Annotated in this window: 19 protein-coding genes, 1 tRNA gene and 3 pseudogenes; 7 read left to right on the top strand and 16 right to left on the bottom strand. The window is 60.6% G+C overall.

The features are described 5' to 3' along the window. Window positions 1-14: 14 nt before the first annotated feature. The 12 genes and pseudogenes from AC2S2E_RS05860 to AC2S2E_RS05805 all read right to left on the bottom strand — a co-directional run bounded on the left by AC2S2E_RS05860 (window position 15) and on the right by AC2S2E_RS05805 (window position 12,495). Window positions 15-476: an NUDIX domain-containing protein gene (locus AC2S2E_RS05860; protein WP_486524077.1), complete on the bottom strand. Its 462-nt coding sequence runs from the start codon at window positions 474-476 to the stop codon at window positions 15-17. Window positions 477-735: 259 nt separating this feature from the next. Further along, window positions 736-921: pseudogene (locus tag AC2S2E_RS05855) on the bottom strand (IS3 family transposase); the annotation flags it as partial. Window positions 922-937: 16 nt separating this feature from the next. Beyond that, a complete protein-coding gene (locus AC2S2E_RS05850; protein ID WP_486522625.1) occupies window positions 938-1,996 on the bottom strand; it encodes an IS110 family RNA-guided transposase in 1,059 nt (352 codons plus the stop codon). Between the two features lie 192 nt (window positions 1,997-2,188). Next, window positions 2,189-3,129, bottom strand: a pseudogene (locus tag AC2S2E_RS05845) (IS3 family transposase); the annotation flags it as partial. A gap of 54 nt (window positions 3,130-3,183) precedes the next feature. Continuing rightward, window positions 3,184-3,366, bottom strand: a complete 183-nt coding sequence (locus tag AC2S2E_RS05840) for a transposase (protein ID WP_486524076.1) — start codon at window positions 3,364-3,366, stop codon at window positions 3,184-3,186. 203 nt (window positions 3,367-3,569) lie between these two features. After that, window positions 3,570-4,289 (bottom strand): M48 family metallopeptidase, encoded by a 720-nt coding sequence (locus AC2S2E_RS05835; protein WP_486524075.1) that lies wholly within the window; start codon window positions 4,287-4,289, stop codon window positions 3,570-3,572. After that, window positions 4,286-7,498: a type I restriction endonuclease subunit R gene (locus AC2S2E_RS05830; RefSeq protein WP_486524074.1), complete on the bottom strand. Its 3,213-nt coding sequence runs from the start codon at window positions 7,496-7,498 to the stop codon at window positions 4,286-4,288. The genes AC2S2E_RS05835 and AC2S2E_RS05830 overlap by 4 nt, the downstream gene beginning before the upstream one ends. A 141-nt stretch (window positions 7,499-7,639) precedes the next feature. After that, window positions 7,640-8,371 carry a DUF3800 domain-containing protein gene (locus AC2S2E_RS05825; RefSeq protein WP_486524073.1) on the bottom strand — a complete coding sequence of 244 codons (732 nt, stop codon included), beginning with the start codon at window positions 8,369-8,371 and terminating at the stop codon, window positions 7,640-7,642. Further along, a complete protein-coding gene (locus AC2S2E_RS05820; protein WP_486524072.1) occupies window positions 8,364-9,200 on the bottom strand; it encodes an HAD family hydrolase in 837 nt (278 codons plus the stop codon). Before AC2S2E_RS05820 ends, AC2S2E_RS05825 begins: the two co-directional genes overlap by 8 nt. Beyond that, window positions 9,193-10,392, bottom strand: a complete 1,200-nt coding sequence (locus AC2S2E_RS05815) for a restriction endonuclease subunit S (protein ID WP_486524070.1) — start codon at window positions 10,390-10,392, stop codon at window positions 9,193-9,195. The genes AC2S2E_RS05820 and AC2S2E_RS05815 overlap by 8 nt, the downstream gene beginning before the upstream one ends. Then, window positions 10,385-11,902 carry a type I restriction-modification system subunit M gene (locus AC2S2E_RS05810; RefSeq protein ID WP_486524068.1) on the bottom strand — a complete coding sequence of 506 codons (1,518 nt, stop codon included), beginning with the start codon at window positions 11,900-11,902 and terminating at the stop codon, window positions 10,385-10,387. The genes AC2S2E_RS05815 and AC2S2E_RS05810 overlap by 8 nt, the downstream gene beginning before the upstream one ends. Before the next feature lie 14 nt (window positions 11,903-11,916). Continuing rightward, window positions 11,917-12,495: a restriction endonuclease subunit S domain-containing protein gene (locus AC2S2E_RS05805; RefSeq protein WP_486524067.1), complete on the bottom strand. Its 579-nt coding sequence runs from the start codon at window positions 12,493-12,495 to the stop codon at window positions 11,917-11,919. A 207-nt stretch (window positions 12,496-12,702) separates the two neighbouring features. Between AC2S2E_RS05805 and AC2S2E_RS05800 the strand changes: the two genes are divergently transcribed. After that, complete coding sequence (locus AC2S2E_RS05800) at window positions 12,703-13,416, top strand: hypothetical protein (RefSeq protein WP_486524066.1); 714 nt, start codon at window positions 12,703-12,705, stop codon at window positions 13,414-13,416. Here AC2S2E_RS05800 and AC2S2E_RS05795 read toward each other — a convergent pair. Then, window positions 13,370-13,768 (bottom strand): hypothetical protein, encoded by a 399-nt coding sequence (locus tag AC2S2E_RS05795; RefSeq protein WP_486524065.1) that lies wholly within the window; start codon window positions 13,766-13,768, stop codon window positions 13,370-13,372. The two genes, AC2S2E_RS05800 and AC2S2E_RS05795, sit on opposite strands and share 47 nt — an antisense overlap. Continuing rightward, entirely contained in the window at window positions 13,768-14,148 is a 381-nt protein-coding gene (locus AC2S2E_RS05790; RefSeq protein WP_486524064.1) for a helix-turn-helix domain-containing protein, read from the bottom strand. The genes AC2S2E_RS05795 and AC2S2E_RS05790 overlap by 1 nt, the downstream gene beginning before the upstream one ends. A 433-nt stretch (window positions 14,149-14,581) precedes the next feature. Here AC2S2E_RS05790 and AC2S2E_RS05785 point away from each other — a divergent pair. Further along, window positions 14,582-15,598, top strand: a pseudogene (locus tag AC2S2E_RS05785) (recombinase family protein); the annotation flags it as partial. Between the two features lie 584 nt (window positions 15,599-16,182). Here AC2S2E_RS05785 and AC2S2E_RS05780 read toward each other — a convergent pair. Continuing rightward, window positions 16,183-16,256, bottom strand: a tRNA-Gly gene (locus AC2S2E_RS05780). Window positions 16,257-16,437: 181 nt separating this feature from the next. Here AC2S2E_RS05780 and AC2S2E_RS05775 point away from each other — a divergent pair. From AC2S2E_RS05775 to AC2S2E_RS05765, 3 genes are read left to right on the top strand one after another with little or no spacing between them, the layout of a single operon-like run. Next, window positions 16,438-16,938, top strand: a complete 501-nt coding sequence (locus AC2S2E_RS05775; protein ID WP_486524063.1) for a GNAT family N-acetyltransferase — start codon at window positions 16,438-16,440, stop codon at window positions 16,936-16,938. A gap of 36 nt (window positions 16,939-16,974) precedes the next feature. Continuing rightward, the gene (locus AC2S2E_RS05770; protein ID WP_486524061.1) at window positions 16,975-17,613 is read left to right on the top strand and encodes a murein L,D-transpeptidase catalytic domain-containing protein; all 639 of its coding nucleotides are present in this window, start codon (window positions 16,975-16,977) and stop codon (window positions 17,611-17,613) included. Between the two features lie 47 nt (window positions 17,614-17,660). Further along, window positions 17,661-18,440 (top strand): SDR family oxidoreductase, encoded by a 780-nt coding sequence (locus tag AC2S2E_RS05765; protein WP_486524060.1) that lies wholly within the window; start codon window positions 17,661-17,663, stop codon window positions 18,438-18,440. A gap of 118 nt (window positions 18,441-18,558) precedes the next feature. Here AC2S2E_RS05765 and AC2S2E_RS05760 read toward each other — a convergent pair whose 3' ends face one another. Further along, the gene (locus tag AC2S2E_RS05760; RefSeq protein WP_486524059.1) at window positions 18,559-20,025 is read right to left on the bottom strand and encodes a L,D-transpeptidase family protein; all 1,467 of its coding nucleotides are present in this window, start codon (window positions 20,023-20,025) and stop codon (window positions 18,559-18,561) included. Between the two features lie 177 nt (window positions 20,026-20,202). On the opposite strand from AC2S2E_RS05760, the gene AC2S2E_RS05755 reads away from it, so the two are divergent. Both AC2S2E_RS05755 and acnA read left to right on the top strand, forming a co-directional pair. Then, entirely contained in the window at window positions 20,203-21,105 is a 903-nt protein-coding gene (locus tag AC2S2E_RS05755) for a DMT family transporter (RefSeq protein WP_486524058.1), read from the top strand. Window positions 21,106-21,328: 223 nt separating this feature from the next. Beyond that, window positions 21,329-24,001, top strand: coding sequence for an aconitate hydratase AcnA (gene acnA / locus AC2S2E_RS05750; RefSeq protein ID WP_486524057.1), 2,673 nt, complete (start codon window positions 21,329-21,331; stop codon window positions 23,999-24,001). The last annotated feature ends 106 nt before the right edge of the window (window positions 24,002-24,107 follow it).

Below are 24,107 nucleotides of genomic sequence, written 5' to 3'. Positions count from 1 at the left end.
CCGGATACCATCCGTCACGAGCGCCAATCGTGTATCTTGTAGAGGACGCTAGCGGCTAGCTCCCTGATCGGGTAAGTCGTTTCTAGCTGCTCCAACTGCTCGGCGTCGAACCAGTCTGCCTCGTCGATTTCGCCTTTCAACCGCAAAACCGCTTGGTCGGCATAGCCAACAAAGACTACGTCGACGTAGCACCCGCCATCAGGAAGCGGCTCCTGGATCATGGCGAACGGCTGCGGCAAGCGGTGACTTCGACCGTCCGACCAGGGTGGGAGCTCTGACCAGTCGTGCAGGCGAACAGATAATCCTACCTCCTCTTCAACTTCTCTCGCAGCCGCGGTATGAGGCGCTTCACCTACTTCAACGTGACCTCCGGGGAACATCCAGGCCCGATATTGTGGGTGTTTGACGCAGAGTATCTTAAATTCAGTAGGATGGAGTACGATTACGCTCGCGGTAAGCGCCCTGACCTCAGTCATGACGCCAACTCGTTTCTGTCCGCCTAACGTTGCGGAGGCGCTCGCACATTACATCTTCGACATAAATTCCTCCTCCAACCTGCAATGTCGGATCAGCGTTGACGAATAGGGAGGCGGAAATCCGCGCATCGCCATTTGACACGACCCGGTGCAATGCTCCCGCTTCACCGCCGAACGTAGCAAGGAGATCCCCACGAAGCACCAAGACCTGATTAGGCTTAGTGGACTTGTAACGGATTTGTGCCGGTCACCTATCTCACTATGCCACCTTGGCCTCGAATGCGAGGGGGCTGATGCCGCCCAGATATGAATGGCGCCTACGTGGGTTGTAGAAGCCGTTGATGTACTGGAAGATGGCGGTCTCGGCCTGACGCCTGGTTGGCCAGGTTTGGCGCCAGAGCACCTCGGCCTTCAGGCTTTTGAAGAAGGTTTCGACAGCCGCATTGAGGCTCCTATATTTGTCAAGCATCTGCCGAGGCTGTTTCCGGGCGACACAGGTGAGTGAAAATTTCGCGGACTATGTAGCGTTTGAGGCAGCGGATGATCTCGCGGTTGCTTTTGCCGTCCTTCTTACGTTTGCTGACATAAGCGAGAGTTGGCGGATGGTTGCGCATCCGTACGATCGCGACACGATAGAGCGCGGCATTGGCTTGCCGACTGCCGCCGCGATTAAGCCGGAAGCGGTTGGTTTTGCCACTCGACGCCGGGATTGGACAAACGCCGCAGAGCTTGGCGAGCGCGGATTCGGAACGGATCCGGTTAGGATCGTCGCCGACCAGGATGAGCATCTCTGCCGCTGTCATCGTGGCGATTCCGTGCGCTGCGATCAATGTCGGCGCGCGGGCGACGACGAGTTGTTCGAGCGCCTTGTCATGCGCCTGGATTTCATCGTGCAGCGCGAGCCAGCGTCGCGCTAGGGCGCGCATAGCGGCTTTGGCCGACGCGGTGGTCGAGGTGAGTGCACCTGGCCTGAACGCGGCGATATGCCGGATCAGTGCGATTTTGCCGCTGATCTGATCAAGACCGTCGCGAAGCGACGCGGGCGCATTGATGATCAAGGTTTTCAGCGTCACCATGGCCTGTGACCGGCTTTTGACGGCCGTGTCGCGAGCGATCTTAAGGTGCCGGATCATCTCGACCGACCCGCTGTGGGTTTTGGGTTCGGCGATCGCTTGCCCGGCTAGCACGGAACGGGCTGCTCCCTCGGCATCCAAGCTGTCAGTTTTGCCGTGCTGATAGCGCAGCTGTCGATTGGGTCGCGTTACCTCGACGACCTTGTGCCCTTGGGCAAGGAGGTGACGCGACAAGCCAGCACCATATGATCCCGTTCCTTCGATACCAAAGGCTGTGATCGCGCCGATCGCACACGCCCAGTCTTCGAGCGCAATATAGCCTTTGGTTGTCGCCGGAGCCGAGAAGGCTGCCAGGCGGCTGCCTTTGGTATCGATTGCCACAGCGACATGCGTGGCCTTGTGCGTATCGACGCCGATGATTACGGCGTTGGTCGTTATGTCGCTCATGTCCTGTCCTCTCTGCGCGGTGCCCGGGCACCGCACAGAGAGGACAGGACTGTGAAGGGGCGAACCCGTCAGGCTCCTATAAAGTCACATCTCGCCCGTTGCCGGGGCGACCTGATGGCCGACACGTCAACGCAATGACACGCGGTCAATCGTAGCATGGGTCAGACCATCAGGCCGCAGCAGGTTATCACAGTCGTAGCAATTACCTTTGCCCGACATCGAGGGCCGTAAACCGTGGGCCAGCAGTTTTTTCTGGAAGTCGTAAGAGCAATATTGGCTGCCGCGATCAGAATGGAAAATGCAGTCCTTGGGCGGTTGACGCAGGTTTATGGCCATTTCCAGCGCCCTGATTGCCAGGTCTTTCTTCATCCGGTCGCTGACTGCCCAACCAACGACACGCCGACTGAACAGATCAATGACGACAGCCAGATAAAGCCAGCCCTCGGTGGTCCATATATAGCTGATATCGCCTGCCCATTTCTGGTTCGGCGCAGCGGCCAGGAAATCCCCGTCCAGCAAATTGGGGGCAACACCAAGGTGGTGTTGGCTATCGGTGGTAACCTTGTGGCGACGGGTGCGAATTGGCCGTATCCCATGGATCTTCATCAGCCGTCCCACACGACGCTCGCCCACGTCGAGCCCCACCTCTTTAAGCTCCATGGTCATGCGGGGGCGGCCGTAGGTGCCGCGGCTCAGGGTGTATTGCTCGCGGATGTGCGCCAACACCTTCAGATCTGTGCGATCGCGCTGGCAGGTCGGGCGTGACGCCCATGCCCGATAGCCACGCGTAGACACCTGCAAGACCCGGCATAGGCCTTCAACCGGCCAGCGATCGCGGTGCTCATGAACGAACGCAAACCTCACGATTTTTGGCTCGCGAAGAACTGCGTTGCTTTTTTTAGAATGTCCCTCTCCTCCTTGAGGATACGGTTTTCCAGGCGCAGGCGCTCATTCTCACGGGCCAGATCGGCCTGTGGCTCCGCCACCAAATCTGTCGGGCGATAGTGAGCAATCCATTTGCCAAGCGTCGACTTGCCGACCCCCAAATCCGCGGCAACCCGCTCCCGTGACAGCCCGCTGGTCAGCGCGATCCGAACCGCCTCTCGCTTAAAATCTTCACTATGCTTCATCATCTCGTCGGTCTCCTGTTGCGAGCATAAAACGCTCAGGTGACCGGCACAAATCCGTTACAAGTCCAAACCTCCGCCTGAACGAGCCAGATACCGCAAGGCGTTCAGCACCTCGCGTAGATCAGTCGAGGGTTTGCGTCCCTGCTTGGGAGGCACGGGCAGAAACGGTCGGACGAGGTCCCACTCCCCATCGGTCAGATCGGTCGGGTAGCGCTTCGCTTGTTTCTCACGTTCTGCCATCCGGCTACGGCTCGCTCGGTTCCACATCCCGAGCTTGAATCACAAGAGCCGCTGCCACTCAACCCATTCTCAAACGGGCTCTAAGCCGTAATGATAAATCCGATGGTTTTCGTTACGGACATCATGAGAAACAAGTTGCACGCCGCCTTGTAAGAGATACGAGTAATTTCTATTTTTATATATTTTATAATGTAAATTCTATACTAAACTAGTGATTGTTCCAGTCTGTACTTCCGGCGCTCCCAGTCTGGCATAACTTTTACCAACAGGTCATAGAATGCGGGACCATGGTTGGCCTCGGTGACATGGCATAGTTCATGGGTGATCACGTAATCTATCGCGTCAATCGGTGCTTCAATCAGCCGACGGTTCAACATCAAGCGGGCGCCGGGCGACATGGAGCCCCAGCGTTGTTTCATTTGACGAACAATCAATCCATTGGGCCGTCGCGTGCCCGAATCGGGAAACCGGGCAAGGTTTATGTCGATGCGTTCGAGAAACTTCGCTTGGGCCTTCTGCCTGTACCACGCTTCGACAAGGTCCTTGGTCACATCCGTACTCAACGGGTGATGGGTTTGCACGACAATGTGGCCGCGCGTCATCTTCACCGCCTGTTGGATATGAGGGACCACCTTCAGCCGGTACTGCCTGCCCAGATAACGATGGGTTTCTCCGGCCACGTAACGCCGTTCTGGGACTCGGGGCATGAATTGTGCGAAAAAACGTTGCTGGCGGATGATCCAGCCCGCTCTTTTCCGCACTTTCTCGGCAATCACGTCCGGCGTGGCATCCATAGGTGCCGCCACAACCACCGCCATGTCCGGTTCCACTGCGATCTCGAGCGTTTTCCGTGCCCGTCGAACAACGACATAGTCGAGGCGCATATTGCCATAGGCCAGACTGAACGGCTCGGCGTCAATCATGGGAAACGGGCCCTTGCCAAGTCGAGGATCCTTTGTTCAAGATCATCAAGTGTCTCAACCGGCACCCCGATGCCCTTTTCATCGCGCAGCACGTCGAAGAAGTAATCGTCGATCGCATTGCGCATATTGTTCTGCGCCACGTCGTTCGACCAGACCCCGACGATGTGATGGGCTTTGACGATGGCAATGATATCGAGCGCCACTTGTGCAGCAGCATCCTGCTCGATCGCCTCGCCATCTTCGCTGGAAAGTCGGCCGTTGAGCAGGCCGAAAAACGCCTGGCCGTCGTCATCGCCTTTCACCGCATTCGGCACCTGCCGACCGCGGTCCTTGCGGGCGACCTTGCTGGCCAGATCCACAACGCTGCCCAGGTATTCACGTTCCGACAGCCGCCGTTCGCGATAAGCGCGAATGGTCTCTTCCAGCAGATCTGAGAACTGACGGTAAAACGCTGGATCTTCGTCCATCTTCTCGGTGATGGTGCGGCGCGTTGCGCTGGCAATGCGGTCGGCCTTCGAGCCTTCCGACACCCCGTTTTCCTCGACCACCGCTTTCAGGGCCTCGGGGTCGTTAATGTTGACCACCTCGATGATCGTTTCGGCGGGCAAAGCCACGACATGATCGTCGAGCAGCTTCTGGATCTTGGGCTCGAATTCCTTGATGTCGACGATTTCCTGATACCGTAGCTGGACCGAGCGGCGCAGTTCGGAAAACCGCTTCCAGTCGCGCTTCATCGTGTCGATCTTGGCGTCGTCAAACACATCGAGGAACTTGTCCGAAGACATCGCGATGTGCAGGCACCGGCCATAAGCCTTGAGCCGCTCATAGAAATCGTGCCGGATTGCCTCATCGGCCAGGAATCGTTCGAATTCCTCCATGTCCTTCTTGTTGCGGACGGATTTGAACAGATCCCACAGCTGATCGTGCAACTGCGGCAGCCGGCGGATCTCTTCGCGCACATCGTGAACCGTGCCAGCAAGGTCGCCATCATCATAGCCATCGAACGCGCTGTAGGTGGTCAGCGCGCTATCCAGTTCACCCAGCAGACCTTCATAATCGATGATGAAGCCGAACTGCTTTTCAACGCCATCTTCCTCGAACAGGCGGTTCACGCGCGCGATCGCCTGCAGCAGGTTATGCTCTTTCAGCGGCTTGCAGACATAGAGCACCGTGTTGCGTGGCGCATCGAACCCGGTCAGCAGTTTGGACACCACGATCAGGATTTCCGGATCGCCCGAGCCCTTGAAGGCCTCGATGATCTGCCGGTTGTATTCCTCCTCGGATTTATACTGCGCCATCTGCTGGTCCCAGAACTTGCGGACCAGATCCTTCGATTCCTTGTCGACCTCCTCGTTGCCCTCGTTGTCGTTGGGGGGCGACATGATGATCTCGCTGGTGACATGGCCGATATCGTCCAGCATTTCCTTGAAACGGATGGCCGCAGCCTTCGAAGGCGCAACCAACTGCGCCTTGAAACCGGTGCCCTGCCAATGCTGCCGGTAGTGCTCTGAAATGTCATAGGCCTTCGCCCGAATTGCCTGGCCGGTCTTAGCCAGCGCATCCATGCGCGAAAATTTCCGCTTCAGGTCGGCCTTCTGCTGGTCAGTCAGGCCCTCGCTGATTTTCTCGAACCACTTGTCGATCACCGTGCCGGAGATCTGCTGCTCGACCATGCGACCTTCATAGAGCAGCGGCACTACCGCCTCGTCGGCCACCGCCTCGTTGATGGCGTATTTGTGGATCAGCCCGCCAAAGGTCGAGAGCGTGTTCTTGTCCTTCTTCAGCAGCGGCGTGCCGGTGAAGCCCAGATAGCAGGCGTTGGGGATCAGGCGGCGCATCTTGGTGGCAAACTGGCTGTGCCCGCCCAGCTTGCCGGTCTGGGTGCGGTGGCTTTCATCGACCAGCACGAAGATGTTCGCGTCGTCATCGGGTTGCGCACTGCCGCGCAGCGCGGTGTCGAACTTGTTGATGATGGTGGTGATCAGCGGCTTCCTGTGCTCGATCAACTCCAGCAGGTTGGCCCCGGTGGTGGCGCGCACCGGTTCCATGTCGCAGGATTTGAACGTGCCCTTGATCTGCTTGTCGAGATCATCGCGATCGGTGACGATGATGATCCGCGGGTTCACGATCCCTCGATCCAGCGCCAGAGCTCGCCCGAGCATCACCATGGTCAGCGATTTGCCAGACCCCTGCGTATGCCAGATCACCCCGCCCTTGCGCGAACCGTCAAGATCCCGCTGCTTGACGCGCTCCACCGCCTTGCGGATGCCGAAAAACTGCTGGTGCCGGGCCACCTTGCGCACACCGCCATCGAACACGGTGAAACGCCGGATCAGGTCCAGCATCCGTTCTGGCCGGCATAGCGCAAACAAGGCCCGGTCTTGCGGAGAAACCGTGCGAGGCCCCTCGGCGGCCATGGCGTCGAAATAGCGCCGCGCACCGGCGAAATCGCCCGAGAACACGGCGGCTTTTTCCGCCTCGGTCAAGACGCGGTTGGCGATGGGGTGGATCGCCTCGTCGCTGTCCTCCTCATCGCGCCAGGTGCCCCAGAACTTTTGCGGCGTGCCCACCGTGGCATAGCGCGCATCCACCCGGTTCATGGTGAGCAGCAGCTGTGCGAAGTGAAACAGCTGCGGAATGTTGTCTTCGCTTTGATAGCCGATCAGCTGGCTGCCGGCCTTCTTCAGGCTTTCGGTCGGGCGCTTGTTCTCGATCACCAGCACCGGGATGCCGTTGACGAATGCAACGATGTCGCACCGCTTGGTCTGCGTGCTGCCCGTGCGCTCCACCGCATATTCCGCCGTCACATGCAGCGTGTTGTTCTCGGGTTGGTCCCAATCGATGAATCGGAACGAATAGCTTTTGGAATCCCCGTCGATCGCCTTGGTGATGGTGGTGCCCAGTACCAGGGTGTCATATACATCCTGATTGGTTGCCTTCAGCCCCCTGATCCGATCCGGCGTGGGCTTGAGTCGACGCAGGGCCTCGTGCGCGTCTTCCAGATCAAACGGATATTCGCGGCCCTTGTGGGTGAAGCGGTTGATCCGCATGAAGCTTTCGACTGCGATGTCATCAAGGACCACGTTGCGCAGCCGATCCCCGCGCAGTTCCAGCGCCCGGGCCTGAGACAGCGGCGCGAAGCCCATCGCCACCAGCATTTGCAACGCCGGGATCTGGGACTGGTGCTTTTCAGCGACTTCAAAGCTCACGGCCAAAACTCCGGATCGGGAAAGTGATTGAAATTTTCATCAAGATGGGCCATATGCTCGCCCAAGGATTGGGCTTTTCCCGGTCGACGAAAGGGTTCTGGAGCTTCCGGAGCCCTTTTGTTTTTCCTGAAGAACAAAGCATTACGGAAAGCATTTCAGCCCTCCCAGCTTCGGCCTGATGATGTCGAAAGCGCGATTGGGCTGGCCGGGGCGCAGGGCAGAAAGCCCTATGGGCCGTGCAGTCAAGTCGGCCAATTGCAGGCCGGTCGAGTTCGCTGCCTTCGCCATGAACACGGGCTGGAAATCGAACTGGCTGAAATCATGGCGGCGCCACCCCCATTGGCTGCTGTTGCTGGCGATCCGGCGGAATTCCAGCTCAAGCTCGCCATCTTCTTTGGGACCGCGGCTTTCAAAGATCACATGGACGGTCTTCCCCTGCTGGCCCTGCGCCGTTAGCATCTGGTGTAGCCGCTCCATGCAAAAGTGCATGGCAATCTCATAAGGATTCCAAGGGTTGGCATAACGCGCCCGGTGCTTTGCCTTGTCCACGACCGAGGAAAAGATGGTGATCGGCGCTCCCTCGATCAGGCCATTCAGCTCATCCATGAACCGCTGTCGGAGCGCCCGATCGGTCCTCAATAGGCCGAAGGGGCCGGTCGTCTTACGGATTTCATGCTCGTGCAGCACGACTGCATCGTGCCCCCAGATGCCGAACTTGAAGGCCTGCATCGCCGGCACGACTTGCGCCATGTAATCCGCCTTGTGGATCACGCAGAACGCCAGCGCGAACACGGGATACTGCGGGTCAATGTTGACCATCCCGTGATCGCCGCTTTCGTCGGCATAGACGATGAAGTCTGAGAAATCAGGCATCCGGGCGATACCCGTACTTGCGCGCGATGCGGCCGATGATGCCCTTGATGATGATGTCGAGCTGCGACTTCTCCTGATAATCCGCAGGCGCGACGAACTCGACCCGGCTATCGGAAATCAGCGAGTGGATCTTGTTCAGATCGCGGTCGGTGCGGTTCGGATCATAAACGGCGACGGGATGGCCGCCCTGATAGCTCAACATCTTCATTGTGGGGATATCGGTGTCGCCATCCCCCAGAAAGATCATGCGATCGAAGGGCACCGGGCGTTCATTCAGCGGCATGAACTTGTTGATCGAGGCGTTGTCCCAATGGTTGTCGATGCCCTTGTTGATGCGGAACAGATACTGGGTCTTGGTGGTATAGTTGATGCCCACGCCAGGCCATTTCGCCACGCCATCGATGTAAATGAACTTGGAAGCGAACACCTTCGCGAACTGATCGCGGATAGGACAGCCGTCGATCATCTCCTGAATGCCGGACGAGATGATGTAGTGTTCCAGCGCAAGGCCCCGCTCGACGGCATGGGCGTTGATCCGGCTGAACCATTCGCCATTGGCCAGCCCCGGAAACAGCGGGGCCTCTTTCCCATGGGCTTTCAGATCATTGTCCTTGATCTCGACACCACATTCACGCGCCTTTTCCAGCATCAGATGCATGTAGACGAGGATTTCGTCGGCATCGTGCGTCTTAGTCCGCGCCTTCACTTCGGCCCAGAACTCGGCGGTCGACATGCCGATGTTGGGGATGAAGGTCGTCTCCTGCAGGTTGCCCCGCGCCAGCGTGCCGTCGAAATCATAAATGATCGCGGTGCGTTTCAGATCAGACATCGGCAGTCTCCAGATCAGGTTGAACGGCCCATTCCCCCGTCAGCAGCTTTTGCATCAGGCCGCGTTTTTGGCGCGTGAGGGCGGCGATTTCGCGGTCTAGGAGGTCGAGTTCCCGTTCCGCTGTATCTAGTGCCATCGTTTGGCGGGTCTGAACGGCCATCGAAGGGGCGGGGATCGCCATGTCGCCAAAGTCACGGAACGCGATTTGCTTGCCGTCACGGATGCCGAAAATCAGCTTGTCGAGGCGACCAATGAAGCTGCGGGATTTGAAAAAATGTCGATAGTAACCCCCATGAATCTCGGCCTTGGTGCGTAGAACGGTGTAAGCTGGGCTGACCAAGCCCAACACAGAGGAATATTCAAGACCGCCTTCAAATGAGCGCAGGCTAATCACGAAGTCACCGGGGCGGACAACCTTGTAGGCCGAAGTGTCGCCATCGGGCATAACAACCCTGCGCTCCAACTCGTCACGCCGAACGATTCCAATGTCCTGCATGACCGCAAGCAACGGCAAGTCAGGTCGCGCGCGTTCGGACACGGCCTCAAAAACGTCTCGTGCTCGGCGCAGTTGGTGCGTGTTTGCATATTCCGCTTCGAACAAGCGCTGCCGCAGATGCCCCGCTTGTGCCTCCTTGGCCTTGCGCAGGGCGGAGAGCTTTTCCAGCCCCAAGTCCCAAGTCCGCAGGATCGTCGCGATCTTGCGCTGCTCGGCGAGCGGGGGGAGTGATACCGAAATTGAGTTCAGATGCCCCTGATTTACAGATGGAACTGCGCTTTCCTGACAGAACCTGCCGAGGTCTTGTGTCAGCATGAAAAAGTAGAGGTAGTCGGTGTCAATCTGCTCGTTATCAGGGATGGCGGCCATCATGTTGTTGTCGATGATCGTGGGGCCAGCAAGAATACGCCGCCGATTGAGGCGCAGAGCCGCACCAACCTTCGCGAACACGACCGAGCCTTTCGGCTGCAGGGTCGCCTTCAGCTTGCGGAGATCAGCTTCCGATACCCAATTTTGCGACGATGTAACGAACTTCTCGTTCCCGGGCAGATTGAGATCGCTTACTTTGATGAATGGGAAGTCACCCGCTTGCTTTCCCTGATAGCTCTCTGGAAAGCCGTTCCCGCCCTTGAAGGTACAGACATCACCAAGAGTGAGGTCTGTCCAGTCGACCGCAACACATTCAAGTTCACGCATTGACGCCCAGCTCCTTCAGATAAGCCTGCATCTGCGCGCGCACTACTGCCAGTTCGCCTTCGATCCGGTCGATTTCCGCTTGAACGGCGGCAACGTCGATTTCCTCCTCCGCCTCGAACGTATCGACATAGCGCGGGATGTTCAGATTGAAGTCGTTCTCTGCGATCTCCTCCGGGCTGGCGCGGTGCGAATATTTCGGCACCTCGGTGCGGGCGCGGTAGGTTTCGACGATCCGCTCGATATGCCCTGCTTCCAGCAGGTTCTGGGTCTTACCGGGGGTGCAATCGCGGCTCGCATCGATGAACAGCACATCGCGCCGGTCCGCATTGGCCCCGCCGTCCTCGCGGCTGCGGTCAAACACCAGAATGGCCACGGGAATGCCGGTGGTGGTGAACAAGTTGGCGGGCAGGCCGATCACGGCATCGAGCAGGTTTTCCTCGATCAGCGCCTTGCGAATCGCCCCTTCGCTGCCGCCGCGAAACAGCACGCCATGCGGCACGATCACCGCCACGCGCCCGGTCTGGCGCTTGGCAATCTCGATCATGTGGCTGATGAAGCCATAATCGCCCTTTGACTTGGGCGGAATACCGCGCCAGAACCGCTTGAACGGATCATCGCCAGCGTGTTCCGCGCCCCACTTGTCGAGGCTGAACGGCGGGTTGGCCAGCACCACGTCAAATTTCATCAGATGATCGCCCTCGACCAGCGCCGGGCTGTTGAGCGTGTCACACCATTCGATACGCGCGGCATCCTTCGCGTGAAGAAACATGTTCATCCGCGCCAGCGCCCAGGTCGCCCCGTTCACTTCCTGCCCATAGAGCGCGAAATTGTCTGACCCCACCTGCTGCGAGGCCTGGATGAGCAGCGAGCCGGAGCCGCAGGCCGGATCGCAGATCGTGTTGCCCGGCTGCGGATTGGCAAGCCGCGCCAGCAGGCCGGATACGGCGGACGGGGTGTAGAACTCGCCCGCCTTCTTCCCCGCGTCGGAGGCAAAGCGCGAAATCAGATAGATGTAGCATTCGCCGATGATGTCTTCCGATACGCGACTGGGCCGCAGATCGAGCGCAGGCTTGGCGAAGTCCTCCAACAGGTTCTTCAGGCGGCGGTTGCGGTCCTTGGCGCGCCCCAGATTGGCTTCGGAATTGAAGTCGATGTTGCGGAAAACGCCTTCCAGTTTGGCAATGTTGGTGCGCTCGATGGCTTCCAGCGCGATGTTGATCAGCTCGCCAATGTTGGGTTCGTTGCGCTGCTCGTGCAGGTCGTAGAAGCTGGCGCCCTCGGGCAGGACGAAGCGTTCACGCTCAAGCCGGCGGCGGATGCGGGCATCATCCCCACCGAACTGCTGGCGATAGGTTTCGACATGCTCGTTCCACTGGTCCGAAATGTATTTCAGGAACAGCATCACCAGGATGTAGTCCTTATAGGACCCTGCATCGACCGCGCCACGGAACGTGTCGCACGCTGCCCATGCCATCTGGTTGACCTGTTGCTGGATCTGTTGGTCGGTCATGGTCAAAGGCCTTTCTACTGGGCACCGGCTTGCGCAAGATCGGCAAGCATACGGCCGGTGAATTGGGTTCGCCTGTCGGCAAGTTTGTGAAGCAGCGCCGCTTCCTTGGTCGCCAGTCGGGCGACTTCGACAATGGCGCGCTGGGTGGCAAGGTCGGGCACCGGGATCGTGATGGCTTCAAGGCTGGTCTTGGGGATCATGCGTAAGGTCTGCCCTTGTGCACCAAGGCCAATTTGCCGCTGGGCGTTTGGCTGATTGATCGCCCAGGCCAGATAGTCCGGGGTAACAAGGTCGGTATGTGGACGCATGATGATCAATGGCAGCAGCGCCACAACGGGCTCGGTCATGCCATCCGGTATGGCATAGGCCAGATTGACCTGTCCGCGGGATCGGAAGACAACATCACCCGGCCGCAATGCGTAACGATCGACCTGAAGGTCGAGGTCGAAACGCTGCAACTCATTCAAGTCGGCTAAGCCGTCGTCACGCAGATCCCGCAATTGCATGGCCAGCAAGCCGCCGGATGGCACCGGATCAAGCCTGCCTCTCGCGGTGAACCCGGACTGGAATTGACAGAGCACGTCGAGCTTCATGGAAAAGTTCCTGTAGATCGACTACAGACATACGCCAACATGCGCTGGCCGTCCAGCGAAATATTGCTGTAGGTCTTCTATAGCGCAATTTAGTCGCGGACGTGGCTTTGCCGGCACGTGGAGGCGGCCCAAGAAGCCATGCCTCATGGGAAAAGTGGAAGAAGGCCGGTGCTTTTCGAGTTGATGAGGCTCGGAAAGGAAATTGCGATGGCGAAGGTTTTGTCACCCATGCCGGCGGGCATCCGAGTGCAGATTGAGGCAATGGCGCAGGAGGTTGCGGAATTGGTCCCCGAAGACGCCTATGCCAACTACATGATCCTCGATGCCACGCGGTCAGACCCGACTGGCATCCTGCCCGGTGCGCCGATCTATGTTGGGCAAAGCGGCGCGGTGGCGCGACGGATCAAGTCGCATATGCGGTGGGCGCTGATGCATTCAGTCCGGCGCGGAAGCCTGTACGAGCGCATCGCCGCTATCGTCCGAGGCGGGGCCATGCCGATCTTCCGGGTGCTCCAACTTCACCAGACCCGGTTGGAGAGCGTGCAGGGCGAAACGATCTGGGCGCAGCGCCTGTTGCGGGATGGAGCCTGCCTCTACAATCGCTGGCCGGAGCAAGCGCGCCTGATGGCGGGCAAGGAACTGGCGCGGCGGCAGCGCCGGCGGTTGTTCGATCTGTCCATGGCCGAGGCCAGTGAGGCGGGGGCTGCGTTGCAGGCGCGATGCTGTCGGGATGGCTGGCATGTCGCCATCGGGGCGGAACATTTGCTGCCCCGCTTTGGCAAGCTGGTGACATTTCACACCGTCCGGCGAACTTTGCGGGAATGCCCGCAATGCGGCGGCCGGTTGCGCCATGCCATCGTGATCCAGAGGACGATCAGCCCTGTATCGACAGGCGCGCCGGATAGAAACGCAGGCCCATGAAGCGCAGCGATGAGATCGACTCGGCCTCGCCGCGCCATGGCCGTTTCCACAGGCCTGCAATCGCCTCCATCCTGCCGACGCCTGCCACGGTCACATAGCTGGACGCGGTCAGGGCTATCACGACAAGCCGCGCCGCTGCGCCAAAGGAACCGGCTAGCAGAACCACGCAGCACGCTGCCAGCGCCGGAAACAGGGCACCCAGCTTGCTGACCAGCACCAGATAGGCGGCGAACGGGTCGAGCGGGCGCAGGTTTGGCTGCACCGGCGCCTGTTTCGGGAATTCGGCCTCCAGCGCCTTGTCGATGGCGGGGGCAAGTTCGCGCAGGCGGGCCAGGTAGGGGTTCTCGGCCATCACGCCGTCTCCGGAAACAATTGCTTGAGCAGCGGCAGGGCCTTGGCCGGATCGGAGGCTTTGTCGTCCAGGATGCTGAGGATCACCGCCACCGCACGAGTCAGATTGGCGGGCGTCACGGCCAGATCGCGTTCCTCGAAGAAGTTGAACGCCCATTCGATGGCAGCGGCCATGCGGTTCAGCTCGTCCTCATTGGGGCGGCGCGCGCCGAACAGTAGCCAGTTGGCGTCCACGCCATAGCGCTCGCAGATCTGCACCACGAGGCTGGTCGGCGGGTCAGAAGCGCCCCGCTCATAGTTTTTGTACGCACTGCGGGACACGCCGACCAATTCAGCGAAATCGATCTGATTGAGGCCCTGCGCAGCGCGCACTTCGGCCATGCGTTTTCCTATTGACATCGATACATGACCAATGGTTTATAAAAATGTACTAGATACACAAATCAGACCATATAAGCTCTTCCGATGGTCAGATGTACCGCAGTTCCACCTCTAGTCCAAGGAGAAGTCTGTGCTTGACCTTGAAAGTCCCCGACAGCTTGCCGCGCGCACCGGTTGGCCGGAGCGGCGCATCCGCAACCTCATATCCCGGCGCGAGCTTCGCCATGTCCGCATCGGCACGAATATCTACGTGCCGGCCGGCGCGGTGGAGGAATTCATCCATCGCAACACGGTCGAACCGGCCACGCGCCCGCCGCAGGAGTCGATCCAGTGACCCCGCAACCTGATCCCCAGCTTGTCGAACTCGCCAAGGCGCTGGCCCGCGCCAGCGCCGCCCGCGACACTCTTGCCACGCGCAAAAGGGAGATGAACCATGCGCACCGTCCTCTACGCCCGCTTCAGTTCCACGCTGCAAAATAGCCGCTCCATCGAAGACCAGGTCGCCCTGCTGCGCGAGCGCTGTGAGCGGGAAAGCTGGGAGGTCGTCGATGTCTTTACCGATTACGCCATCAGCGGCGCGGCGGGGATCGACGAGAACGCTCGGCCCGGCCTCAATGCCCTGCTTCAGCGGGTCGAGGCGGGCGGCATCGATCAGGTGCTGGCCGAGGCGACCGACTGCATCGCCCGCCATCAGGGTGACGCTTTCGCCATCCGCGAGCGCATCGTCTATGCCGGGGCGCGGCTGTTCACCCTGTCCGATGGCGAGGTGACCGAGATCACCGCAGCCTTCAAGGGCTTGATGGACGCGCAGTTCCGCAAGGAGTTGGGTGCCAAGATCAAGCGCGGTCAACGCGGCGCTGTGAAGTCGGGCCGGGCGCCTGCGGGTCTGGCCTATGGCTACCGCCGCGCCAACCGGCTCGATCCCAATGGCAATCTCGTGCGCGGCCTGCGCGAGATCAACGAGGATGAGGCCGAAGTCGTCCGGCGCATTTTCCGCGAATATGCCGCCAACATCAGCCCGCGCCAGATCGCCGAGCGGCTCAATGAGGAAGGCATCCCCGGCCCGCATGGTCGCAGTTGGCGCGTCAGCACGATCAACGGCGACCGCCAGCGCCAGAACGGGATGCTGCAAAACCGGCTCTACGCTGGGGTGCTGGTCCACAACCGCACCAGCAAGGTGACCGACCCGCGCACGCGCGTCGAGCGGATCAAGCCCAATCCCGAAAGCGAATGGGTGAGCGAGCCGGTCCCTGACTTGCGCATCGTGCCCGATGATCTCTGGGAAGCCGTACAGGTGCGGCGAAGGCGAATCATCGGCATTCCCTATGGCAAGCAGAAGCGGCCTCGCCGGTTGCTTTCGGGCATGTGCCAATGCGGCATCTGCGGCGGCACCTGGACGGTGATCGGGCTGGAGCGGTGGGGCTGTGCGCGCCACCGCAATGGCGACGGCTGTGCCAACAACCGCACGATCGGCACAGAGCAGCTTGAAGGGCGCGTGCTGGCCGGATTGCAGGAGCGGATGCTCGATCCGGAACTGGTGTCGGTCTTCGTGCGCGAATACCATCAGGAATATTCGCGCCGCTCCGCCGACCGCACCAAGCGCCGCAGTCGTATCGCCAAGCGGCACGACGAGGCCATCGCCAAGGTCAACCGTCTGGTTGAGGCGATTGCCAGTGGTGCAGATGAGTTCGTCGAGATCAAGGCAGTTCTGGCATCGGCACGCGAGGAGCGTGACCGGCTGGAGGCTGAGCTGCGTGAGATCGACGCGCTGCCGGTCATTGCCCTTCATCCCGGCATTGCCGAGGATTATCGGCGGCAGGTGCGTGAGCTTGCCCGCGCCCTGACCGCCGACGAGGAAGCACGGCTGCAAACAGCCCCCATCGTGCGCGGCCTGATCGATCGGGTGATCATCAACCCGAACAGCGGGCTGCGTGGTGTCAACATCGAGGTCTTCGGAAAACTGGCCAGCCTGCTCACTCTCGCCACAGGTAGGAGTGAGCCATTGGCTCAAACTTCAGCTATGTATGCTGTAAGTGGAGCGGGTGAAGGGAATCGAACCCTCGTATTCAGCTTGGGAAGCTGCTGCTCTACCATTGAGCTACACCCGCGAGCGCATGGAAAGCATGCCGGCTTTCATCCGCGTCGGCCGGAAACAGGGCATCACCCCATCAGGCAGGCGGGCCGATTGCCACACTCGGTCGGCATCGGTCAACACAAGTTTTCGCAATTTTGGCCGACAAACGGGCTGGATACTTTCCTTTGCCGCCGATCTGCCTAAAACGCCGCGCCATGACCAACACGATCCGCCCCGCAACGCGCCAGGACCTCGCGCTTATCGCCCAATTGATCCGCGATCTGGCCGAGTATGAAAAGCTCAGTCACGAGGTCCGTTTTGACGAAGCCACGTTGGAGCGCCACCTGTTCGGCCCGCACCCAATGGCCGAAGTGGTGATTGGCCAGATCGATGGAACCCCGCAGGGCTTTGCCCTCTTCTTTCACAATTTCTCGACCTTTGAAGGGCGCCCCGGCATCTATCTGGAGGATCTCTATGTCCGCCCCGCCGCGCGCGGATCGGGGCTGGGCAAGGCGCTGCTGCTCCATTTGGCCGGTTTGGCACAGGATCGCGGCTGCGCAAGGCTGGAATGGAGCGTTCTGGACTGGAACGAACCATCCATCGGATTTTACCGCAGCCTTGGCGCAAAACCGATGGAACAATGGACCGTCATGCGCGTTGATGGCGCAACTTTGGCTCAACTCGCCGCTGACGGACGCGCTTCTGTCGCAGGTTAATGGAAAAATTTACCCCGTTGCCCTATTGCAACAGCCATGGGTATCGCGAATCAGAACGTATTGGTAAGCCGTCGTGGGTTGCTGGGTGGACTGGCCATTGGCACTGTTGCCATGGCAACGCCCTTGCGCGTGGCGGCGCAGGCATCGGGTCTTTCCGAATATGAACGCCGTGTGGTGGGCATTGCCCTGCGCGAACGTGATCGCGTCGGCGCCATGCTGGCTCGCCCGGACGTGGTGGCTATCGCCGATTTTGCCAAGCCTTCGCATGATGCGCGCCTGCATTTTGTCGATATGGTCGGCGGTTCGGTGCGTTCGCATCTGGTCGCGCATGGCCGCGGTTCGGACCCGGCCCATGTGGGCTGGCTCAAGCAATTTTCGAACAGCGTCGGTTCGCTGGCCACATCGCGCGGCGCCTATCTGACCGCGGGTCAGTATGAGGGCAAATATGGCGCCTCGATGCGCCTGCGCGGGCTGGATCTGGACAATTCCAATGCGTTTGATCGCGCCATTGTGATGCACCCTGCGTGGTATGCCGCGCCCGATATGCTGGCCAAGTTCGGCAAACTGGGCCGGTCCGAAGGTTGCTTTGCCATGGCGCCCGAAGATTTCAGCCTGGTGCTCAACCATCTGGGTGCAGGCCGCCTGCTTTACGCCGATCGCATTGGCGAAGCGTGATTTTTAAGGCATGATCTCCTGAGAGTACCGCTTTCAGGGAGTTCCCCATGCCGCGCCTTGCCGACAAACTCTGCCTTGTCACCGGGGCCGCGCGCGGTATCGGCCTTGCCATTGCGCAGGCGTTTCATGCGCAGGGCGCGCAGGTCATCATCACCGATATTGACGCCGAGGAAGGACAGGCCGCCGCCGATGCGCTGGGCTGCCGCTTCATCACTCTGGACGTCAGCGACGAAGCCGCATGGGACGCGCTGGAGCGAGAGGTTCCGCATGTCGATGTCCTCGTCAACAATGCCGGGATCACCGGACTTGGCGACCATGGGCATAAGCATGACCCGGAAAACACGCCGCTATCCGAATGGCGGCGGGTGCATGAGATCAATCTGGACGGGACATTTCTGGGTTGCCGCTATGCCATCCGGGCGATGAAGGCATCGGGCAAGGGCAGCATCATCAACATGTCCTCGCGCAGCGGCCTTGTCGGCATTCCGGGGGCTGCGGCCTATGCCTCATCCAAGGCGGCGATCCGCAACCATACCAAATCGGTGGCGCTTTATTGCGCGGGGCAAGGCTGGGCGATCCGGTGCAATTCGATCCACCCTGCCGCGATCCTGACGCCGATCTGGGAACAGATGATCGCAACCGCCCCCGACCGCGAGGCTGCCTTGGCCGCGATGGTGGCCGATACGCCACTGCGCCGTTTTGGCCGGACCGATGAGGTGGCCGCCCTCGCCGTTCTGTTGGCCAGCGACGAGGCGACCTATATTACCGGCAGCGAAATGGACATTGATGGCGGCCTGCTGGCCGGATCGGCGGCGTCACCCAAATAAAGGTTCCGGCGCCGGCCCTCTTCCCCGGCCCTGCTACTCATTGAGAGTACACTGTGGGTGGCAGGGCCGGGGGAGAGGGCCGGCGCCGAGGCGTGACACGGATGTGTCACGCCAATGATCAGAGCGGATTGTCCAGCTTGATCACTTCCTCATTGCTCTTGCGCTGGGTCGTGTGCAGCGCGCGGGGCGTGTGGAAGCTTTCGACCACCGGCGCATCGCGGCCATAAAGGTCGTTAAAGCTGGCCAGCGTGCCATTGATGTCACGGCCATAGGTGAAATAGGTCAGATAGACCGGGAAGGTGCGCGTCATGGGCACCTTCTTGTACTTGCCCGCCTCATAGGTCGCGACGGCGTCCTCCTGACTCATCCCCGCGCCCAGAATGGCCATGGTCATGCCCAATTCCACCGCGCGGTCGGTGCGGATACAGCCATGCGAGAAAGCGCGCACCTGTGCATCGAACAGCTTTTTCGACGGCGTATCATGCAGATAGATCGCATGCGGATTGGGCATATCGATCTTCATCCGGCCCAGCGAGTTATTATTGCCCGGCTGCTGCACGACTTGCAGGCTGCCATCCTCCATCCGCGTCACCTTGTACCCGGCGCGCGGACGGGCGAGCAATTGTTGCCCCAAGCCTTCGCCCACGACGATGGATTGCGGCACGGTCCATGTCGGGTTGAACACCACCGCTTCGACCTTTTCGGCCAATTGCGGCGTGGCGGTGCGCCCCGGCTTGCCCACGATGGTGCGATAGGTGCGGATGTTGCGGCCATTGACCGCAAGGCGCAACTGAAACTCCGGCACATTGGTGATCAGATAGACCGGCCCCAGATCACGCGGCAGCCAGCGCCAGCGGTCCATATTGATACGGATCGCATCGCGCAGCTTGGTCTGCGCCTTGGGCGTGGTGGCCAAAGCCTCTTTCAAAGCGGCATAGTCGGGATAGGTCGGCGCAAGGCTGGCCAGCGTGCCGGGCACGTCATGGTTGGTCGTGGCGCGCTGCATCAGATCGGTGGTGGGGTTTTCGTCCTGATCGGGATCGACGGCGAACCATTGGATGCGGGCGGTCATCGGCGTGCGCCCGTCGCGCAGATCCTCGACCAGCCAGGCAAAGCTTTGGCTCGCCTGTGCGTCCAGCGTCGGCCCTGCGCCGCCCTTGATCGCGGCGCGCAATTGGTCGGGTTGATAATCGGCGGGGAACAGCCCTTCATCGCCAATTGCATTGATCGCGGCCAGCAAATCGACCGCATCACCCACGCTCCAATTGACCACGGCTTCCTGAACCGGGACCGCGCCGGGGGACGGGGCCGGAGTTGGGACCGATGTCGGGGCCGCACTGGGCGTGGCCGATGGCGCGGGCTTTGGTGTGGCGGCTGTAGTGGAGGACGCGCTGGGGCGCGGGGTCGGCGATGCGCTGGGCGAAACCGTCGGTGCGGGATCGGCGGGGCGCACATTGGGCATTTTGCCCTGCCCCTGCTTGCCATTGATCGGCTTTTCCTGCGCCAGCAACGGATAGGCCCCCCACAGGCCAGCCCCCAAGCTCAGGATCATCGCGCCCGTCAACAGCTTGTGCGTGCTCTTCATTCTTCAACGCCCCTTTTCGCTCGACCTGCTACATTCAACTCAACGATGGCCAAGCACAGTTCGTCGCATACCATTCAGGATTGCCCCTGTCTGTTGGCTGAACACCACGCATCAGGCAAGCCCGGTTTAGCTTGCCATAGTGACGGCTTGGCGCAACCTCGCTAGGGTTTAACGATCATGACGCGCCCTTTGTTTCTTCCGATTTTTGCCGCGGCATGCGGAATCGCCACTTTCAGCATCATGGATGCGTTGATGAAGCGCGCCTCGATCGTGTCGGGGGTTCATGCTGCGCTGCTGTGGCGCAACCTGATCGGGGCCGGGATCGGCGTGGTGGTGTGGCAATGGGCGCATCCCGGCGTGTGGCCCGGACGCCGGTTGTGGATGCACGCCATGCGCGCCAGTGTGACCAGCGGCATGGCCTTCACCTTTTTCTGGGGCATCGTGCGCACGCCCATGGCGGTGGGCATGGCGCTGTCCTTTATCGCGCCCATCATCGCGCTGTTCATGGCGGGCCTTGCGCTTGGCGAAGCGATCACACGGCGCGCGCTGGCGGCCTCGGTACTAGGGCTGGCCGGGGTGGGCGTGATCGCGCTGGGGCGGATGCAGGGCGGCGGCGCGCTGGAACGCGAGGCGATGCTGGGCATGGGGGCGATTTTGGGGTCGGCGGTGCTCTATGCCGCCAATCTGGTGATGCAGCGGCATCAGGCCCAAATGGCGCCCCCGGCCGAGATCGCCTTTTTCCAATCGCTCTTTACCGCGTTTTTTCTGTCGCTGGCCGCGGTGGTCGTGGGGTTCCCTGCTCTGCCGGTGGGGCCAGTCTGGGTGGATATTTCGGCGGCGGCGGCGCTTTCCTTCGTATCACTACTGGCCCTGTCATGGGGTTGGGCGCGGGCGCCGGCGCATCGTTTGCTGCCCATCGAATATTCGGCCTTTCTGTGGGCCGCATTGATGGGCTGGATATGGTTTGACGAAAGCCTCGATTTCTATACGCTTGGCGGTGCGGCCTTGGTGGTGGCCGGATGCTGGGTTGGCGCGGGCGGTCAAAAGAGCGCCCAACACGTCGAACAGACCGCGCTATGAGGCCATTTTCCGATTATTGTTGATATGACTTCGCAATAGCAACAATATCATCACGACTCACCCGCATTCATCCCTTTTTCCACCTTTCGCGCCCTTGACGCGGGGCGGATTCACGCGCATCGGCCCTCATGCTGCAACCGCCCAAAGGCGGGCGAGATCGCGCCCGAACGCGCCTTTTCGTCTTTTTCGTCTCTGGGCCAATTGAGGTGAGGAAGACGCCCGTATGACCCAGGTCGGACAGGACTCGCTCGGCACCCGCTCGAAACTGAGCGCTGGTGGCAAGGAAGTCGCTTATTATTCGCTGAAGAAGGCCGCCGAAAAGTTCGGCGACATCAGCCGCCTGCCGTTCTCGATGAAGGTGCTGCTGGAAAACCTGCTGCGCTTTGAAGACGGCGGTTTCACCGTTTCGACCGCCGACGTTCAGGCGGTTGTCGATTGGCAGAAGAACCCCAGCGAATCGAGCAACGAAATCCAGTATCGTCCCGCACGCGTTCTGCTGCAGGACTTCACGGGCGTGCCCTGCGTGGTCGACCTTGCCGCGATGCGCGATGCCATCGCCACGCTGGGCGGCGACACCTCGAAGATCAACCCGCTGGTTCCCGTCAACCTCGTCATCGACCACTCGGTGATGGTGGACGAATTCGGTCATCCCAAGGCGTTCGAAGAGAACATGGAGATCGAATATCAGCGCAACATGGAACGCTATGACTTCCTGAAGTGGGGTTCCAAGTCGCTCAACAATTTCTATGCCGTGCCGCCGGGCACCGGCATCTGCCACCAGGTGAACCTTGAGCACATCGCCCAGGCGGTGTGGACCAGCGTTGACCAGAACGGCGAAACCGTTGCCTATCCCGACACCTGCGTCGGCACCGACAGCCACACCACCATGGTCAACGGCCTTGGCGTGCTGGGCTGGGGCGTGGGCGGCATCGAGGCCGAAGCCGCGATGCTGGGTCAGCCCGTCTCGATGCTGATCCCCGAAGTGGTCGGCTTCAAGTTCACCGGCCGCCTCAAGGAAGGCGTGACCGCGACCGACCTCGTGCTGACCGCGACCAACATGCTGCGCAAGCATGGCGTGGTGGGCCGTTTCGTCGAATATTACGGCCCCGGCCTTGCCGACCTGACGCTGGCCGACCGCGCCACGCTGGCCAACATGGCGCCCGAATATGGCGCGACCTGCGGCTTCTTCGGCATTGACGAAAAGACCCTCGACTATCTGCGCCTGACGGGCCGCGATGAAGCTCAGATCGAGCTGGTCGAAGCCTATGCCAAGGAACAGGGTTTCTGGATCGACCCCGCCGTCGAACCGATCTTCTCCTCGACCCTCGAACTCGACCTCTCGACGGTCGTGCCTTCGCTCGCGGGTCCGAAGCGTCCGCAGGACCGCGTCTCGCTGCCCGAAGTCGATGACGTATTCAACGCCGACATGGCCAATGTCTACAAGAAGGCCCAGACCCGCGTTCCGGTCGAAGGCAAGGACTTCACCATCGGCGACGGCGACGTCACCATCGCGGCGATCACCTCCTGCACCAACACGTCGAACCCCGGCGTTCTGGTGGCCGCTGGCCTCGTGGCCAAGAAGGCCGACGAACTGGGCCTCAAGCCCAAGCCTTGGGTGAAGACCTCGCTGGCCCCCGGCTCGCAGGTTGTGACCGACTATCTGGAACGCGCTGGTCTTCAGTCGCACCTCGACAATGTCGGCTTCAACCTGGTTGGTTATGGCTGCACCACCTGCATCGGGAACTCGGGTCCTCTGGCCGAACCGATCAGCAAGGCGATCAACGAAAACGGCCTTGTTGCCGCCGCCGTGATCTCGGGCAACCGCAACTTTGAAGGGCGCGTGTCGCCTGACGTGCGCGCCAACTTCCTGGCCTCGCCGCCGCTGGTCGTCGCCTATGCCTTGAAGGGCACGGTGATCGAAGACTTCACGACGACCCCGATCGGCGTGTCGAAGGATGGCGTGGACGTGTTCCTCAAGGACATCTGGCCGACCAACGAAGAAGTCGCCACCACGATGGCCGGTTGCATGGACCGTCCGATGTTCGTCGCGCGCTATGCCGACGTGTACAAGGGTGACAAGCACTGGCAGGCGATCAACGTCACCGGTTCGGAAACCTACAGCTGGCAGGCCGGTTCGACCTATGTCGCCAACCCGCCCTACTTCGAAGGCATGACCATGGAACCGGCCCCGGTTCAGGACATCATCGAAGCCAAGCCGCTGCTGATCCTGGGCGATTCGATCACCACCGACCACATCAGCCCCGCCGGCAACATCAAGGCCGACAGCCCCGCTGGTGAATGGCTGATGGAACGTCAGGTCGCCAAGGCCGACTTCAACAGCTATGGCGCGCGCCGTGGCCACCACGAAGTGATGATGCGCGGCACCTTTGCCAACATCCGCATCAAGAACGAAATGGTCCCCGGCATCGAAGGCGGCATGAGCCGCTATGGTGAAGAAGTCGGCGCCGTGTTCGACGTTGCCCAGAAGCACAAGGCCGACGGTACGCCGCTGGTCGTGATCGCGGGCAAGGAATATGGCACCGGTTCGTCGCGTGACTGGGCCGCCAAGGGCACCAACCTGCTGGGCGTGCGCACCGTGATCGTCGAAAGCTTTGAGCGTATCCACCGCTCAAACCTGGTCGGCATGGGCGTTCTCCCGCTCCAGTTCAAGGATGGCGAAAACCGCCAGACGCTCGGCCTGGACGGCGATTGCAGCTTCACCATCAAGGGTGTTGCTTCGCTCAAGCCGCGTCAGGACGTGGAAGTGGAAGTCACCCGCAAGGATGGCACCAAGTTCACCTTCACCGCGCTGTGCCGCATCGATACCGCCAATGAAATCGAGTATTTCAACAATGGCGGCATCCTGCAGTACGTGCTGCGCAAGCTGGCCGCGTAAGCGATCACTTGATGCCAAAAAGAGGGGGTGGCCTTCGCGGGCCACCCCTTTTTTGTGCGCGCTGGGTTTGTTCGGGCCATGAAAAAAGGCTCCGCCGGGTCGGTCC

It is taken from the genome of Novosphingobium sp. 550D, assembly GCF_057401885.1.
This window is presented reverse-complemented; position numbering and strand designations above follow the sequence as displayed.